General features: G+C 65.3%; 13 protein-coding genes and 1 pseudogene. 7 read left to right on the top strand and 7 right to left on the bottom strand.

What is annotated here, in order from left to right; genetic code table 11:
* Positions 1-16: 16 nt before the first annotated feature.
* The gene (locus tag PJW05_RS22005) at positions 17-775 is read right to left on the bottom strand and encodes an SDR family oxidoreductase (protein WP_271409072.1); all 759 of its coding nucleotides are present in this window, start codon (positions 773-775) and stop codon (positions 17-19) included.
* 104 nt (positions 776-879) lie between these two features.
* Here PJW05_RS22005 and PJW05_RS22000 point away from each other — a divergent pair, with 104 nt between their 5' ends.
* From PJW05_RS22000 to PJW05_RS21970, 7 genes are all read left to right on the top strand, one after another.
* The gene (locus PJW05_RS22000) at positions 880-1,611 is read left to right on the top strand and encodes a HugZ family pyridoxamine 5'-phosphate oxidase (protein WP_271409071.1); all 732 of its coding nucleotides are present in this window, start codon (positions 880-882) and stop codon (positions 1,609-1,611) included.
* Positions 1,612-1,676: 65 nt separating this feature from the next.
* Entirely contained in the window at positions 1,677-2,129 is a 453-nt protein-coding gene (locus PJW05_RS21995) for an FxsA family protein (protein WP_271409070.1), read from the top strand.
* A gap of 194 nt (positions 2,130-2,323) precedes the next feature.
* Positions 2,324-2,617, top strand: a complete 294-nt coding sequence (locus PJW05_RS21990) for a co-chaperone GroES (RefSeq protein ID WP_028628402.1) — start codon at positions 2,324-2,326, stop codon at positions 2,615-2,617.
* Positions 2,618-2,664: 47 nt separating this feature from the next.
* Positions 2,665-4,305, top strand: coding sequence for a chaperonin GroEL (gene groL, locus PJW05_RS21985; protein ID WP_271409069.1), 1,641 nt, complete (start codon positions 2,665-2,667; stop codon positions 4,303-4,305).
* 192 nt (positions 4,306-4,497) lie between these two features.
* The gene (locus PJW05_RS21980; protein ID WP_271409068.1) at positions 4,498-5,181 is read left to right on the top strand and encodes a response regulator transcription factor; all 684 of its coding nucleotides are present in this window, start codon (positions 4,498-4,500) and stop codon (positions 5,179-5,181) included.
* Complete coding sequence (locus PJW05_RS21975; protein ID WP_271409067.1) at positions 5,171-6,460, top strand: sensor histidine kinase; 1,290 nt, start codon at positions 5,171-5,173, stop codon at positions 6,458-6,460. Before PJW05_RS21980 ends, PJW05_RS21975 begins: the two co-directional genes overlap by 11 nt.
* Before the next feature lie 257 nt (positions 6,461-6,717).
* Positions 6,718-6,942, top strand: a complete 225-nt coding sequence (locus PJW05_RS21970) for a hypothetical protein (RefSeq protein WP_271409066.1) — start codon at positions 6,718-6,720, stop codon at positions 6,940-6,942.
* A 62-nt stretch (positions 6,943-7,004) separates the two neighbouring features.
* Here PJW05_RS21970 and PJW05_RS21965 read toward each other — a convergent pair whose 3' ends face one another.
* The 6 genes and pseudogenes from PJW05_RS21965 to PJW05_RS21945 form a co-directional block, all read right to left on the bottom strand.
* Positions 7,005-10,058 carry a multidrug efflux RND transporter permease subunit gene (locus tag PJW05_RS21965; RefSeq protein WP_271409065.1) on the bottom strand — a complete coding sequence of 1,018 codons (3,054 nt, stop codon included), beginning with the start codon at positions 10,056-10,058 and terminating at the stop codon, positions 7,005-7,007.
* A gap of 26 nt (positions 10,059-10,084) precedes the next feature.
* Positions 10,085-11,236 carry an efflux RND transporter periplasmic adaptor subunit gene (locus tag PJW05_RS21960; protein ID WP_271409064.1) on the bottom strand — a complete coding sequence of 384 codons (1,152 nt, stop codon included), beginning with the start codon at positions 11,234-11,236 and terminating at the stop codon, positions 10,085-10,087.
* A 244-nt stretch (positions 11,237-11,480) separates the two neighbouring features.
* Positions 11,481-12,185: a methyl-accepting chemotaxis protein gene (locus PJW05_RS26895; protein ID WP_442969268.1), complete on the bottom strand. Its 705-nt coding sequence runs from the start codon at positions 12,183-12,185 to the stop codon at positions 11,481-11,483.
* A 228-nt stretch (positions 12,186-12,413) separates the two neighbouring features.
* Positions 12,414-12,524 (bottom strand): annotated as a pseudogene (locus PJW05_RS26890) (hypothetical protein); the annotation flags it as partial.
* Positions 12,525-13,445: 921 nt separating this feature from the next.
* A complete protein-coding gene (locus tag PJW05_RS21950; protein ID WP_271409062.1) occupies positions 13,446-14,540 on the bottom strand; it encodes a DUF1513 domain-containing protein in 1,095 nt (364 codons plus the stop codon).
* A gap of 1 nt (position 14,541) precedes the next feature.
* Positions 14,542-15,606, bottom strand: coding sequence for an imelysin family protein (locus tag PJW05_RS21945; RefSeq protein ID WP_271409061.1), 1,065 nt, complete (start codon positions 15,604-15,606; stop codon positions 14,542-14,544).

Genomic DNA, 15,606 nt, shown 5'->3' with positions numbered 1-15,606 from the left:
TCATGCAACGGGGCCGTTACAGGCGCAGGCCGCCGTCCAGCTCCAGGACACGACCGGTGTAGTAGTCGTTCTCCAGGATGTAGGCCACCGAGTGGGCGATTTCCAGCGGCTTGCCCAGGCGCTTGAGGGGGATGCCGGAGGTCATCTTTTCCAGGGCTTCCGGCTTCATGCTGGCGACCATGTCGGTCTCGATGAAGCCCGGGGCGACGCCAGCCACGCGGATGCCGTAGCGCGCCAGTTCCTTCGCCCAGACCACGGTGTCGGCGGCGACGCCGGCCTTGGCGGCGGAGTAGTTGGCCTGGCCCATGTTGCCGGCGCGGGAAATCGAGGAGATGTTGACGATCGCGCCTTCGTTCTTCAGTTCGATCATCTTCGCCGCGACTTCGCGGGTGCAGAGGAACACGCCGGTCAGGTTGACGTCGATCACCGCTTGCCACTGGGCCAGGCTCATCTTGGTCATCTCGCCGTCCTTGACCTTGATGGTCAGGCCGTCGCGCAGGATGCCGGCGTTGTTCACCAGGCCGTTGATGGCGCCGAAGTCCTCGGCCACCTGGGCGACCATGTGGGTCACCTGCTCTTCGTTGGCCACGTTGCAGAGATAGGCACGGGCATCGCCACCAGCAGCCTTGCAGGCGGCCACGGCCTCATCGAGCTTCTCCGCGTTCAGGTCCACCAGGGCCAGTTTGGCGCCCTTTCCCGCCAGATACTCGCCCATGGCGCGGCCGAGGCCCTGGCAACCACCAGTGATGATGATGACCTTGTCTTTCAGTTGCATGAGAATCCCCTCGGATAACTGTCGCTTTGCCCCCGCTGACGCCGTTAAACCGTTATTCTGGGCGCCCGTCCGTTTTCGACGGATTCTCTGCGAGGAGTCATAAGGTGAGCGTGAAAGCCGCAAAGCATGCACGAGAATTGCTGCTCAAGGAATACCGTGGAGTGCTGTCCACCCATTCCAAGGCCATGCCAGGCTTCCCTTTCGGATCAGTGGTGCCCTATTGCCTGGATGCCGAGGGCCGGCCGCTGATTCTGATCAGCCGCATCGCGCAGCACACCCATAACCTGCAGAAGGACACGAAATGCTCGCTGCTGGTGGGCGAGCGCGGCGCCGAGGACGTCCAGGCCGCCGGTCGCCTGACCCTGCTGGCCGAGGCGCGGCAGATCGTCGACGCCGCCGAGGTGGAGGCCGCCGCCACCCGCTACTACCGCTACTTCCCGCAGGCGGTGGACTACCACCGCACCCACGACTTCGACTTCTGGTGCCTCGAACCCGTGCGCGCCCGCTTCATCGGTGGTTTCGGCGCCATTCACTGGGTGGACCAGCTGGTGCTGGCCAATGCCTTCGCCGGCGAAGCGGAAATCGGCATGCTGGAGCACATGAACAGCGACCACGCCAACGCCATCGCCCACTACGTGGAACTGGCCGGTCTGCCGAAGGCGCCGGAGGCGGAAATGGTCGGGATCGACACCGAAGGCTTCCACCTGCGTATCGGTCAGGCGCTTCACTGGTTGCCCTTCCCAACATCCTGTAACAACCCGGGGGCGGTCCGTCAGGCCCTGGTGCTGCTGGCTCGGGCCGAGTCCTGGCCGACCAGTGGAGAGGCGGCGGCTTGAATTGCGAGGCGGGCGGCTTCATCTAACGGATTACCGGAAGCCGTTCTTCCACCAAGGAAACCCCAATGCGCGCCTTTCTCTTCCTGTTCCTGCTCTTTCCGCTGATCGAGCTGGCCGTCCTGATTAAGGTCGGCAGTCTGATCGGCGTGCTGCCGACCCTGCTGATGGTCATCGGGACCGCCGTGCTCGGCAGCGTGCTGCTGCGTGTGGCCGGCGTGACCACCGCCTGGCGCGCCCGCGAGCGCCTGGCCCGTGGTGAGGTGCCGGAGCAGGAGATGCTGGAGGGCCTGTTGATCGCCGTGGGCGGCGGCTTGCTGCTGCTGCCGGGGTTCATCAGCGATATCTTCGGCCTGTTCTGCCTGATCCCCTTCACCCGCCGGCTGATGATCCGCAACCTGCGCCAGCGCATGGAGGCCCAGGCCATGCGCCAGCGTGCCTTCGCCGACGATCTGGCCGCGCGCAGTGGTCAGATCCGGCCGCACGTGATCGAAGGCGAATACGAACGCCGCGACCAATAAAGTGCAATTTTTTTGTAGGCGCCCCTTGAAATGCCTCCAGGCGCCCCTATGTATCCGTCACCGCAAGGTTCCTGCCCGACGGCAGGTCAAATTCCAGCGGCGCGCCTGACGTGCCGCAACCGGCACCGCCGGATATTACCAACCCACCGGTGCGAGCACCGGTCGAAAGACAACACTATTGGGAGAGATCGACAATGAAGCTTCGTCCTCTGCATGACCGCGTCGTCATCCGTCGCAGCGAAGAAGAGACCAAAACCGCTGGCGGCATCGTGCTGCCGGGCTCGGCTGCCGAGAAGCCGAACCGCGGCGAAGTCGTCGCTGTAGGCACCGGTCGCCTGCTGGACAACGGCGAAGTGCGTCCGCTGGCCGTCAAGGTCGGTGACCAGGTGGTGTTCGGCCCGTACTCCGGCAGCAACACCATCAAGGTCGACGGCGAAGAACTGCTGGTGATGGGCGAAAGCGAAATCCTCGCCGTCGTCGAAGCCTGAGTTCCGCCAATCTCCGTCCAAACACCACAGAATTGAGGATCAATTAAATGGCTGCCAAAGAAGTCAAATTCGGCGATTCCGCTCGCAAGAAAATGCTGGTCGGCGTGAACGTGCTGGCCGATGCCGTCAAGGCCACCCTCGGCCCGAAAGGCCGCAACGTAGTCCTGGACAAGAGCTTCGGTGCTCCGACCATTACCAAGGACGGCGTTTCCGTCGCCAAGGAAATCGAGCTGAAAGACAAGTTCGAGAACATGGGCGCCCAGCTGGTGAAAGACGTGGCTTCCAAGGCCAACGACGCTGCCGGTGACGGCACCACCACCGCTACCGTCCTGGCCCAGGCCATCGTCAACGAAGGCCTGAAGGCCGTTGCCGCCGGCATGAACCCGATGGACCTGAAGCGCGGCATCGACAAGGCCACCGTGGCCATCGTTGCCCAGCTGAAAGAGCTGGCCAAGCCCTGCGCCGACACCAAGGCCATCGCCCAGGTAGGCACCATCTCCGCCAACTCCGACGACTCCATCGGCAACATCATTGCCGAAGCCATGGAGAAAGTTGGCAAGGAAGGCGTGATCACCGTTGAAGAAGGCTCGGGCCTGGAAAACGAACTGTCCGTCGTAGAAGGCATGCAGTTCGACCGCGGCTACCTGTCCCCCTACTTCATCAACAAGCCCGACACCATGGTCGCCGAGCTGGAAAGCCCGCTGATCCTGCTGGTGGACAAGAAGATCTCCAACATCCGCGAAATGCTGCCGGTTCTGGAAGCAGTCGCCAAAGCCGGCCGCCCGCTGCTGATCGTCGCTGAAGACGTCGAAGGCGAAGCCCTGGCCACCCTGGTGGTGAACAACATGCGTGGCATCGTCAAAGTCGCAGCCGTCAAGGCTCCGGGCTTCGGCGACCGTCGCAAGGCCATGCTGCAGGACATCGCCATCCTGACCGGCGGCACCGTGATTTCCGAAGAAGTCGGCCTGAGCCTGGAAAGCGCTGCCCTGGAGCACCTGGGCAACGCCAAGCGCGTCGTGCTGAGCAAGGAAAACACCACCATCATCGACGGCGCTGGCGCCCAGGCTGACATCGAAGCCCGCGTTGCCCAGATCCGCAAGCAAGTCGAGGAAACCACCTCCGACTACGACAAGGAAAAACTGCAAGAGCGTCTGGCCAAGCTGGCCGGCGGTGTTGCCGTGATCAAGGTCGGTGCGGCTACCGAAGTCGAGATGAAAGAGAAGAAAGCCCGCGTCGAAGACGCCCTGCACGCGACCCGTGCCGCCGTCGAAGAAGGCGTGGTGCCTGGCGGTGGCGTAGCCCTGGTGCGCGCTCTGCAGGCCATCGAAGGCCTGAAGGGCGACAACGAAGACCAGAACGTCGGTATCGCCCTGCTGCGTCGCGCTGTCGAAGCGCCGCTGCGCCAGATCGTCGCCAACGCCGGTGACGAGCCGAGCGTGGTGGTCGACAAGGTCAAGCAAGGTTCCGGCAACTACGGCTTCAACGCTGCTACCGGCGTCTACGGCGACATGATCGAAATGGGCATCCTGGACCCGGCCAAGGTCACCCGTTCCGCGCTGCAAGCCGCTGCCTCCATTGGCGGCCTGATGGTCACCACCGAGGCCATGGTTGCCGAAGTGGCTGACGACAAGGCTGCTCCGGCCATGCCGGACATGGGCGGCATGGGCGGCATGGGCGGCATGATGTAAGCCACCCGGCCATCCGGTCCGAAGAAGCCCCGCCTTGCGCGGGGCTTTTTCTTGCCTGCGCGAATACGCGACAGCACCGGGCATGGGTATGATCGGACACTGCGCGCGGCCGGGAACTCCGCGAGGCTTCCGGGTCAAAAGCGCGCGGGCCTGCAACGGGCCACCACTGGATAGAGGAATGGAGTAGAGCCGATGCGCATCCTGCTGGTCGAAGACAATCACGACATCCTGGCCAACATGGTCGACTTCCTCGAACTCAAGGGGTACAGCGTCGATTGCGCGCGGGATGGGCTGTCCGGTCTGCACCTGGCCAGCAGCGAGCACTACGACCTGATCGTGCTCGACATCATGTTGCCGGGGCTGGATGGCTATAACCTCTGCCGCCGCTTGCGCGAAGAGGCCCGGCGCGACACCCCGGTCATCATGCTTACCGCCCGTGACGCCCTGGACGACCGCCTGCAGGGCTTCAAGTCCGGCGCCGACGACTACCTGCTGAAGCCCTTCGCCCTCTCCGAGCTGGCTGCCCGCATCGAGGCGGTGCTGCGCCGTTCCCAGGGGGGCGGCAAGCGCAGCCTGCAAGTGGGCGACCTGAGCTATGACCTGGATACCCTGGAGGTCAGCCGGGCCGGCAAGACGCTCAAGCTCAACCCCATCGGCCTCAAGCTGCTCGCCGTACTGATGCAGAAGAGCCCGCACCTGGTGCGCCGCGAAGCGCTCGAAGAAGCCCTCTGGGGCGACGACTGCCCCGACAGCGACAGCCTGCGCAGCCATATCCACCAGTTACGTCAGGTGATCGACAAGCCGTTCGGCAAGCCCCTGCTGCATACCATGCATGGCCTGGGGTATCGGCTGGCGGAGGCGGGCGATGGAGTTTAAGCACAGCCTCGCGCGGCGGATCCTCATCGCCTTCGTGCTGATGACCACCCTGGTGGGCGGCACCTTCGCCGTGGGCATCATCGAAGTCGTGCACCTCATCGAAGAGCAACTGATCTCCCGCGACCTGAGCAACGAGCTCAATCGCGTCCTGACTGAGCGTCTCGCCCAGGGGCGGTTGCCGAGCCTGGACAGCGATACCCGTTTCTACAGCAGCGACGGCCCGGCGCCCTACGCCATTCCCGAGCGCCTGGCCAACCTGAAGCCGGGTTTCCATGAGGTGTTCGAGGAGCAGGAGTCCTACCATGCGCTGGTGCGCGAGATGGACGGGCAGCGCTACGTGATGCTGCAGGACCAGAGCGACTTCGAGGCTCGCGAACAGGTGCTGTATCGGGTGGTGATGGTCGGTTTCGTCCTCAGCGTGCTGCTGGCCCTGGCGCTTGGCTGGCTATTGGCGCGCAAGGTGATCGAGCCGGTGGTGCGCCTGGCCGGACAGGTCCGTCACCGTGACCAATTGCTGGGCATGGCGCCGCCGCTGGCGCCGGACTACGCCGCCGACGAGGTGGGGCAACTGGCCCAGGCCTTCGACGACACCCTGGGCCGGCTGCACGAGGTGCTCCATCGCGAGCGGTTGTTCACCAGCGACGTGAGCCATGAACTGCGCACGCCGCTGATGGTGCTGGCCAGCTCCTGCGAGCTGCTGGCGGAGAATTCCCGGCTCGACGCCCGCGGCAGTGCCCAGGTGCAGCGCATTGCCCGTGCCACCGAGGAAATGCGCGACCTGGTGCAGACGTTCCTGCTGCTGGCGCGCGCCCAGCGCGATGAAGCAAGCATGGCGCCCCAGGCGAGCCTCACCAGCGTGGCTGACGAACTCGCCGGCCAGTGGCGCGGTGCCATCGAGCGCAAGGGGTTGAGTTTCGACTATCAGCCTGGCCAGCCTCAAGAACAGCGTTACAACGCCTCCTTCCTGCGTTCGGTACTGGGCAACCTGCTGCGCAACGCGCTGCATTACACCGATAGTGGAAGTATCCGCCTGACGTTGAAGGCCCAAGGCTTCGTGGTGGAGGACAGCGGGGTCGGCATTCCCGAAGAGGATCGTGAGGCGATGTTCCGACCCTTCGTTCGCGGGCCGGCAAAGCGTGGCGATGGCCTGGGGCTGGGTCTGTCGCTGGTGCAGCGGATCTGTGACCACCAGGGCTGGACGGTCAGCCTGAGTGCCGTGCAGCCCACTGGATGCCGCTTCGAGGTGGAGCTCAAGGCGCGCCCCGACGCCACCGCTTGACACTTTTTTCACCTGCGCTTGACCACGTCTTGACCGCCCGCGGGTCAATCTGGCGGCCAGCTTCCGCTGCTCGTAGCTCGACAATCGACCGCCGGGATCTGCCGCTGGCGAGCCCGGTGCCGGCTGTCGAGCGAATGGGCGCCCGACGCCCGGCTGTGGCAGCTTAAGCGCCATTCGTCACCGGATGAGGCGGATAGGTGGATACTGGACTAGGGTGATGAAGCAGCGTTTGGCAGCGCTATCAAGGGGTTGCGATCATGAAGTTAGAAGTCACGCGAGCTTTGTTCCTCGTCGGCGCCTTGGGAGTGGCTTCCCTGGCGGTGGCTGCCTGGCATGAACCTTCGCCCTCCGTGGTCAGCGTCAACGGTCTGGGGTATTGCCCGTTACCGCCCAACGCACGGTTGAAGGCGCAGGTGCAGCCGGACCAGAACCTCCTGCTGTTCATGTTCGGTCTCTCCCAGAGCCTGCGTGCCCAGCAGTAAGGCCGCCAGAAACAGAAAACCCCGCGTGTGCGGGGTTTTTTGTGTGGATCGACGCGCTAGGGTCAGTGGCTGGCCACCGGCTGGGCGCTTGGTTCCAGGTCCTTCTTCGTCAGCAGCGTATAGACACACGGCAGGACGAAGAGGGTGAACAGCGTGCCGATGGACATGCCGGTGGCGATCACCAGGCCGATGTCGAAGCGGCTGACCGCGCCGGCGCCGGTGGCGAGGATCAGCGGCACCATGCCGAACACCATGGCTGCGGTGGTCATCAGCACCGGGCGCAGGCGGATGGCGGCGGCTTCCTCCACCGCTTCGCGGGGCGACAGGCCCTTTTCGCGGCGCAGCTGGTTGGCGAACTCCACGATCAGGATGCCGTGCTTGCTGATCAGGCCGATCAGCGTCACCAGGCCCACCTGGGTGTAGATGTTCATGCTGGAGATGCCGAGGAACAGCGGGATCAGCGCTCCGCAGATGGACAGCGGCACTGTCACCAGAATCACCAGCGGGTCGCGGAAGCTCTCGAACTGCGCCGCCAGCACCAGGAAGATGATCGCCAGGGCCAGGGCGAAGGTGACGTACAGCGCGCTGCCTTCCTGCACGTACTGGCGCGAAGCGCCGGCAAAGTCGAAGCCGTAGCCCCGTGGCGCTTCTTCGCGGGCGATCTGCGTCACGGTGTCGATGGCTTCGCCCATGCTCACCAGCGGGAAGCCTTCGATGATCGCCGAGTTGAGCTGCTGGAACTGCTTGAGGCGGGTCGGCCGCGCGCTGTCGTGCACGCTGATGAGCGTCGACAGGGGCACCATGGCGCCGCTCTCGCTCTTCACGTAGTAGTTGCTCAGCCAGCCCGGGTTGTCGCGGTAGGCGCGTTCCACCTGGGCGATCACCTTGTAGCTGCGACCGTCGATGGTGAAGCGGTTGATCTCGCCTTCGCCCAGCAGGATGGCCAGGGTCGAGCCCAGGTCTTCCATGGACACGCCCATCTGCGCGGCCTTGGCGCGGTCGATTTCCACCACCACTTCCGGCTTGTCGAAGGCCAGGTCGACGTTGAGGAAGGCGAACTTGCCTGACGCCATGGCGCGCGTCTTGATGCGCTCGGTCACCTGCAGCAGCGACTCGTAGTCGTTGGGTGTGTTGAGCACGAACTGGAACGGCAGGCCCTCGCCGGTACCCGGCAGCGACGGCAGGTTGAAGCCGAAGATCTGCAGGCCGGGGATCTGGTCGAGCTTGGCCTGGACCTCGTGGAGCAGCTCCATCTGGGTGCGCTCGCGTGCGTCCCAAGGGGTCAGCAGGAAACCGCCGATGCCGGACTGTACGCCGTCGAAGCCGTTGATCTGGAACGACGAGTAGTACTCGGGGAAGGCCTTGAAGATCTTCACGAACTCTTCGGTGTAGGCGTTCAGGTAGTCCAGGTTGGTCGGCTGCGGCGCCTTGGCCATGATGAAAACGATGCCCTGGTCTTCGTCCGGGGCCAGTTCGCTCTTGGTGAACGTCAGCAGCACCGGGATCAGGCACAGCACGATCACCGCGAACACCACCACCACCGGGCGGGTGTTCAGGGTGCCGTGCAGGGCACTCTGGTAGCGCCGCTTGAGGCGGTCGAAGAGCATGTCCAGGCGGTGCGCCAGACCCGAGGGGTTCTCATCGTGGCGCAGCAGCTTGGCGCACATCATCGGCGAGAGGGTCAGGGCGACGATACCGGAGATGATCACCGCGCCGGCCAGGGTCAGGGCGAACTCACGGAACAACGCGCCGGTCAGGCCTTCCAGGAAGCCGATGGGGGCGTAGACCGCCGCCAGGGTGATGGTCATGGAAATCACCGGCACGGCGATCTCGCGGGCACCTTCGATGGCGGCATCGAAGGGCGTCTTGCCTTCCTCGATATGGCGGTGGATGTTCTCCACGACGACGATGGCGTCGTCCACCACCAGGCCGATGGCGAGCACCATGGCCAGCAGCGTCAGCAGGTTGATGGAGTAGCCCATCAGTTGCATGAAGAAGAGCACGCCGATCATCGACAGCGGGATGGTGATCACCGGGATCAGCACCGAGCGGAACGCGCCGAGGAACAGGAACACGACCACGATGACGATCAGGATCGCTTCGGCCAGGGTTTTCACCACTTCGTCGATGGAGGCCTGGATGAAGCGGGTGGCGTCATAGGCGATGGACACCTTGAGGTTCGGCGGGAGCTGTTGTTCCAGTTCCGGCATGATGGCGCGCACGTGCTTGATCACGTCCAGCGGGTTGGCGCTGGGGGTGCCCTTGATGCCGATGTAGACCGAGGGGATGCCGTCGAACGAGCTGATGGAGTTGTAGTTTTCCGCGCCCATCTCCACCCGCGCCACATCTCGCACCAGCACCCGACTGTCGCCCACGGTTTTCACCGGGATGGCGCCGAAGGCCTCCGGGGACTTGAGGTCGGTGGTGGCGTTGATGCTGGTCACCACGAACTGGCCTTTCACCTCGCCGGCGGCGGAAAGGAAGTTGTACTTGCGCACGGCGTCGCTGATGTCGTTGGCAGTGATGCCGTAGGCGGCCATCCGCACCGGGTCCAGCCACAGGCGCATGGCGAAGACCTGGTTGCCGAGAATCTCCGCCTCGGCCATGCCGGGCAGGGTGGCCAGCTTGGGCTGGATCACCCGCGACAGGTAGTCGGTGATCTGCGGGTTGGACAACTCGTCGCTGTAGAAGCTGATGTACATCAGCGCCGAGGCGTCGGCCGCTTCCTTGGACAGCACCGGGTCCTCGGCGTCCTGGGGCAGTTGGTTCTTCACCTCGTTGGCCTTGGCCAGCAACTCGGTGAAGAGACGGTCGGAGTTGGCGCCGATGCGCGCATAGATCTGGATCACCGACATGTTCTGCTGGCTCGACGACGTCATGTAGTCGATGCCTTCGGCGCTGGCCAGGCTCTGTTGCAACGGCTGGGTGATGTAGCCCTGGATCGTCTCGGCGTTGGCGCCCGGGTAGGCGGTGGTCACCGTGATCAGGGCGTTTTCCATCTGCGGGTACTGGCGGATCACCAGCTTGCTGAAGGCCTGCATGCCCAGCAGCACGATGAGCAGGCTGACCACGGTCGCCAGTACCGGGCGACGGATGAAAGGATCTGTGAAAGCCATGTTCCGTTCCTTCGCGCGCGTGTCGGTCACTGGGCGCGGGCTTGATTTTCCGGTTGAGTGGCCAGGGTCTGGTCGGGGACGATGGCGACGTGGGAACCGTTGTCCAGCTTGAGCTGGCCGGAGGTCACCACCTGCTCGCCGGCCGTCAGGCCCTTGAGGACCACGACCTTGCCGTCACGTCGCTCGCCAGTCTCGACGAAGCGGCGCTCCACCACTTGTTGCGGCTGGCCGTCCTGGCCTGGCTCGGGTTGGCCCTCGGCATTCTTCTTCTCGCTGATGACGTACACCGAGTTGCCGTAGAGGGTGTAGGTAATGGCGCTTTCCGGCACCACCACACGCTCCTGGTCGCCCGGCAGCAGCACTTCGAGATTGGCGAACATGCCCGGCAGCAACTTGCCGTCGGGGTTCTGCAGCATGGCGCGGACCTGCAGGTTGCGGGTGGCTTCTTCCACTTTCGGGTTGAGCGCGGCGATATCGCCTTCGAAGGACTCCCCCGGGAATGCGGCCACACTGATGCGCACCTTCTGGCCCACGGCCAGCAGAGGCGCGGCTTGTTCCGGCAGGAAGAAATCGACGAACAGGGTGTCGAGGTCCTGCAGGGTGGCGATGATGGTGCCGGAGGAAAGGAAATCGCCCACGTCCACCTGGCGGATGCCGATGGTGCCGGAGAAGGGCGCGACGATGCGCTTCTTGTCCATCAGCGCCTTGAGTTGGGCGACCTTGCCGGTGGCGGCCTGGAGCTCCGAAGACAGGCGGTCGAACTCGCTCTTGGAGATGTTCTGCCGGCTGACCAGGCTGCGGCCGCGCTCGAACTCGACGCGGGCCAGGGCCAGTTCGGCCTCGGCGGTGGCCAGACTGGCGCGCTCCACGTCGCTGTCCATCTGGATCAAGGGCTGGCCGAGCTTGACCTTCTCGCCGGAGAGGAACAGCACGTCCTGGACGGTGCCACTGGCTTCCACGGTGAGGTCGACGCCCTGGAAGGCCTTCAGCGAGCCGATGGCAGGCAGGCGGCTCTGCCAGGGCAGCTCGACGGCCTTTTCGGCGGAGACGCTGATGGGGGGCTGGGGCGCAGAGAACTGCTGGATCTGTTGGTAGATCGAGAAGCCTTTATAGGCGGCGAGGGCGAGCACCACGAGGGCAACCACGCCCAGCATGATGAGCATGCGGCGGAGCAACATATTCCGGTTCCTTGGCAGGGAAAAAAGAGGCCTGGGAATAGGCGAGGGATGCACCTTAGTACCAGAGCCCGATCCAAGTCAAAGACAAGAAATTGCAGAACGTTGCTTTCAGGTGAATAGTCCCTTTCGGGTGGCGGTGATCGGCGGAGATCGCGATATTTTGCCGCACTTCACCTGGCGGGAGCCGGGCGCTTCCTGACCAGTGGGATGGCGTCTGGTGGCACCTCCTTGTGCCGTCCGCCGATCAGGCGTGGAGACGCGCAGTGAGCTGGGTGAGGTCGCTGGACAGGCCATGCAGGTGCTGGCTGGCGCTCTGGGTCCGCTGCACATTGCCTTCGTTGGTGGTGGCGATGGCGGTGATCTCGGTGAGGTTGCGCGAGATGTCATCGGCCACCGACGTCTGCTCCTCCGCCGCGGTGGCGATCTGCCGGTTCATGTCGCGGATGGCTTCCACCGAATCGGTGATGCGTTGCAGCATGGCGCCGGCCTCGGTGACCTGGGCCACGCTTTCCTCGCTGCGGTGCTGGCCGTTCTCGATGGCGCGCACCGCATTCAGGGCGCCGGTCTGCACCGTATCGATGATCTGGTGGATCTCGGCGGTGGATTCGGCGGTGCGCTGGGCCAGGGTACGCACCTCGTCGGCGACCACGGCGAAGCCGCGGCCCTGGTCGCCCGCGCGGGCGGCTTCGATGGCGGCGTTCAGCGCCAGCAGGTTGGTCTGCTCGGCGATGCCGCGAATCACTTCCAGCACCTTGCCGATGCGTCCGCTGTCGCTTTCCAGGCGGCGGATCACTTCGGCGGTGCTGGCGATCTCGCTGCGCATGCCGGTGATGCTGTGGATGGTCGCCTGCATCACCGCGCCGCCCTGCTGCGCGGAATGATCGGCCTGGTCGGCGGCGCCGGCGGCCTCGGCGGCATGGCGCGCCACTTCCTGGGCGGTGGCGGACATCTCGTGCATGGCGGTGGCCACCTGGTCGGTGCGGGAGAACTGTTCGCGGGTGCCTTCGGCCATCAGGCTGGCGATGGCGTTGAGTTCGCCGCTGGCGCTGTCCAGTTGCGCGGTGCTCTGCTTGAGGCGGTTGAAGGTATCGGCGAGGAAGTCGCGCAGGGTGTTGGCGGCCATGGCCAGGCGGCCCAATTCGTCCTCGCGGCTGGCGTCCACGCGCTGGCCGAAGTTGCCCTGGGCGAGTTGCGCGATGTGCTCGATCAGCGAACTGATCGGGGCGATCAGGTTGCGGTTGAGCAGCCAGAGGCTGAGCAGGCCGATGCCAAGGCTGGACAGCAGCATCACCAGGATGCCGAGGTTCACCGTGCGGTCGGCGCTGGCGCTGATGGCCTCGGACTGCTGGATGCCCCGGGAATGGAGTTCGGCCACCAGGGCGCTCATCTGCTCGCTGGCAGCGCGGTCGATGCCCTTGACTGCGCTGTCCCCGGCCACCGGGTCGGCGCCGGCTGCCATGAAGGCCTCGCGGCCCTTGCGGTAGGCGGCGGCAAGGTTGCGGTGCTCGCTGCGCAGGCTGTCCACCTTGGCCTTCAGGGCGCCATCGTCCATTGCCACGGCCTTGTCCTGCAGCTTGCCGAGCAGCGCCTGAACCTTGGCCTCCTGGCCTTCGAACTGGCTCCAGTACTTGCTCAGGTTGTCCGGGTCCTTGCCGCGCAGGAGCACGTTCTTCCACTCCTGGACCTGCACCTTGAATTCGAGGTTGGCCTCATCCACCAGGCTTGATGCCTCCAGCGTGCCGTCCACCAGCCCGCGATAGGACTGGATGCCGCCGGAAAGAAAGTGGAAGCAGGCCAGGGCTGTCAGCAGGAGCAGCAGCAGGCTGCCGCCGAGCAGGGTGAGGATCTGGCCGCGCAGGGAGCGTCGCAGAGACATGGTGTTGCGCCTCTTGGAGAAGGATGGAGATGTCGGCTCTATACCGGACACACATTGCAGAACGTCGCGCGCCACCCTGGGTGGAAGCGAACGATTCTTTGTCAGGTGAGCCCTCACTGGATCGGCATCGGGAAGCCCCGCTAAAGGCCATTAGTCGGGAATTTGTGGGGTACGGGCGTGCCAGTGGATGCCGAACAGTGGCGGTGGAAGCGTGTTCATTCGCACGCGCAGGACGCAGCACTGGCGGGTGGGTGATGCTTTGTTCATCCGCCAGGGGGGCCAGCCAAGCCTCCACAGATGACGGCGAGGGTGGAAGGCCTGGCGGGGAGGGCGTCAGGCCAGGTGCAGGTGGTTGTCCCAGAAGCTCGCCGGCAGTTGCAGTGGCGTGACGCTGACGGTTTCGCTCCGGCAGTCGTACAGGCGGCAGCGGCCCTGGCCGGAGGTGACCACGAAGCCGTCCTTCACTGCGCCGACCCCGGCGCAATCCGGCAGGGGCGCGTCCAGGCGCACGGCGCCGCTGTCCAGGTCCCAGATGAAGAAGCGATTGCCGCGCGGCGCGGTCAGGGCCACCAGGCGCAGCGCGTCGTGGATGGCGACGCTGGCGGTGTACTGGAGCATCGCCAGGCGCTGTTCGTCTTCCAGCGGGAAGGGTTGGAAGGGCTGACCGGGGCGCTTGATGGCGAGCAGGTCGGCGCGGTCGTCGGCATCGCCCATGTACTGCTGGCCGGCGACTATGGTGCCGTCGGCGGCGATGGCCAGGTGGCGGATGCTGTTCATCGCCTGTGGCAGGGTTTCCTTGGACAACAGGCTGCCGTCGCGGCGCATCAGCACCAGGCTCGGCTCCATGGCGTCGAGGTTCATCTCCACGCGGCTCTCGGCCTCGGTACGGATGCCGCCGTTGGCGACCACCAGGGTTTCCCCGTCGGGCATCCAGGACACCTGGTGCGGGCCCAGGCCGTGGCTGGACAGTTCGCCCTCATGGATCAGCCGTCCCGCCTGGTAGCGGTAGCGGCCGAGCATGCCCCGGCCGGGATCGCGGGTGTCGTTCTCGGTGGTGTAGAGCCATTCGCCGTCTCGGTGCCAGACACCGTGGCCGTAGAAATGGCGATCCCGCTGCGAAACCAGGGTCTGCAGCAGGCGACCGTCACGCAGGTCCACCAGGTAGCTCTCGGTCCCCGGGCGGCGGGCGACGAACAGCGCCACCGGCTCGCTCGGGTGCTCGACGATGTCATGGCAGCGCTGGCCCACCCGGGTGGCGAACACCTGGGTGCCGTCCAGGCGATAGCCCACGGCGTAGTGGTGGCCGTCGGCGTCGTCGCGGGCGGAGAGCAGCAGGGGCGAATCGCCCTTGCGGCTCAGGGTCCAGCCACCCAGGCCGATAGCTCCGAGCAGCAGGCCGGTGAGGGTAAGCACTTGGCGGCGCAGCATCTCAGTCACCGTCGTTGGCGTTGAAGCCGAGTTGCACGTTCAGGGCCTTGGCGAGTTCACCGGCGTGCAGGCGCTGGACGCGGTCGAGGCTGTCGTAGAAGTCGTTGACCTGCTTGCGGCCCGCTTCGCTGGCGAGCAGCTCGCCGAGGGGCTGTTGCATCGCGTCGAGCTTGCCGCGCGCTTCGGCATAGCCGGCGTCAATCTTCTCCGCCAGGGCCTTCTGCTCGTCGCCCAACAGGCCACGGATGCCGTGCTTGTCGGTGCCCTGCCAGAGGCTTTCGGCGCTGGCCAGGGCAGCGGCGACGTTGGCCAGCGAGCTTTCGCTGCGCCAGGCCTCCGCCTGCATCGGCTGGGGCAGGCCCTTGGTCTGGCGGCCCAGCGGGGTGCCGAGTTTCTTCTTCAGGGTGTCCAGGGCGGTGACCTGGACCCGCAGCAGTTCGGAAATCGCTTCGTGGGCGTCGGCGTAGCGCGGGTTGGGGAACTTGCTCAGTTGGTCGAGCATGCCGTCCTTGTCGTTCCAGCGCGCGAGGATGTCCTCGGCCAGACCCTTCTGGCGCTCGCCGATGGCCTGCAGCAGCGGGCAGTAGCGTGCCTTCTGGGTAGCGTCGGCCATGTCCAGGTTGCTGTCGAAGAGGATGTATTCGTAGGCGGACAGGCCCTGGACCACCACGCTGGCCTTGGCCAGGGCGGCGGCGTCGACGCCCGGCTGGGCCTTGACCAGTTGCTCCACCTGGCGGCCGACCAGGTTCTTCTTGTCCGGCCAGAACTGCACCTGCCAGGCGCGGTTGCCTTCGGCCAACGGGCCGACCATCAGCGGCTGCAACTCGGCCCAGGCTTTCTGCGCGGCGAGGAAGTCGGCGCGGGCCTTGGCCAGGTCCGACTGGCCGGAGCAGAAGGCCAGGGCGCTGGCGGCGAGTTGGCGGTCGGCCTCGACCCAGCGGCTGTAGGTCGGCAGGATCACCTCCTTGGCCAGGGCCGCGGCGGTCTGCGCCTGCTGGTCCTGCGGGGTGCAGGCACCCAGGGCCAGGGCGGCAAGGCTGGTGAACAGCAGTTTGGGACGGAACAT

The organism is Pseudomonas sp. Q1-7 (assembly GCF_028010285.1).
GTDB lineage: Bacteria > Pseudomonadota > Gammaproteobacteria > Pseudomonadales > Pseudomonadaceae > Metapseudomonas.
This window is presented reverse-complemented; position numbering and strand designations above follow the sequence as displayed.

Coding starts and splice junctions, on each gene's coding strand:
- PJW05_RS22005 (WP_271409072.1), bottom strand. CDS start 775: ATGCAACTGAAAGACAAGGTCATCATCATCACTGGTGGTTGCCAGGGC.
- PJW05_RS21995 (WP_271409070.1), top strand. CDS start 1,677: ATGCGCGCCTTTCTCTTCCTGTTCCTGCTCTTTCCGCTGATCGAGCTG.
- PJW05_RS21990 (WP_028628402.1), top strand. CDS start 2,324: ATGAAGCTTCGTCCTCTGCATGACCGCGTCGTCATCCGTCGCAGCGAA.
- groL (WP_271409069.1), top strand. CDS start 2,665: ATGGCTGCCAAAGAAGTCAAATTCGGCGATTCCGCTCGCAAGAAAATG.
- PJW05_RS21980 (WP_271409068.1), top strand. CDS start 4,498: ATGCGCATCCTGCTGGTCGAAGACAATCACGACATCCTGGCCAACATG.
- PJW05_RS21975 (WP_271409067.1), top strand. CDS start 5,171: ATGGAGTTTAAGCACAGCCTCGCGCGGCGGATCCTCATCGCCTTCGTG.
- PJW05_RS21970 (WP_271409066.1), top strand. CDS start 6,718: ATGAAGTTAGAAGTCACGCGAGCTTTGTTCCTCGTCGGCGCCTTGGGA.
- PJW05_RS21965 (WP_271409065.1), bottom strand. CDS start 10,058: ATGGCTTTCACAGATCCTTTCATCCGTCGCCCGGTACTGGCGACCGTG.
- PJW05_RS21960 (WP_271409064.1), bottom strand. CDS start 11,236: ATGTTGCTCCGCCGCATGCTCATCATGCTGGGCGTGGTTGCCCTCGTG.
- PJW05_RS26895 (WP_442969268.1), bottom strand. CDS start 12,185: ATGTCCGCCACCGCCCAGGAAGTGGCGCGCCATGCCGCCGAGGCCGCC.
- PJW05_RS21950 (WP_271409062.1), bottom strand. CDS start 14,540: ATGCTGCGCCGCCAAGTGCTTACCCTCACCGGCCTGCTGCTCGGAGCT.
- PJW05_RS21945 (WP_271409061.1), bottom strand. CDS start 15,606: ATGTTCCGTCCCAAACTGCTGTTCACCAGCCTTGCCGCCCTGGCCCTG.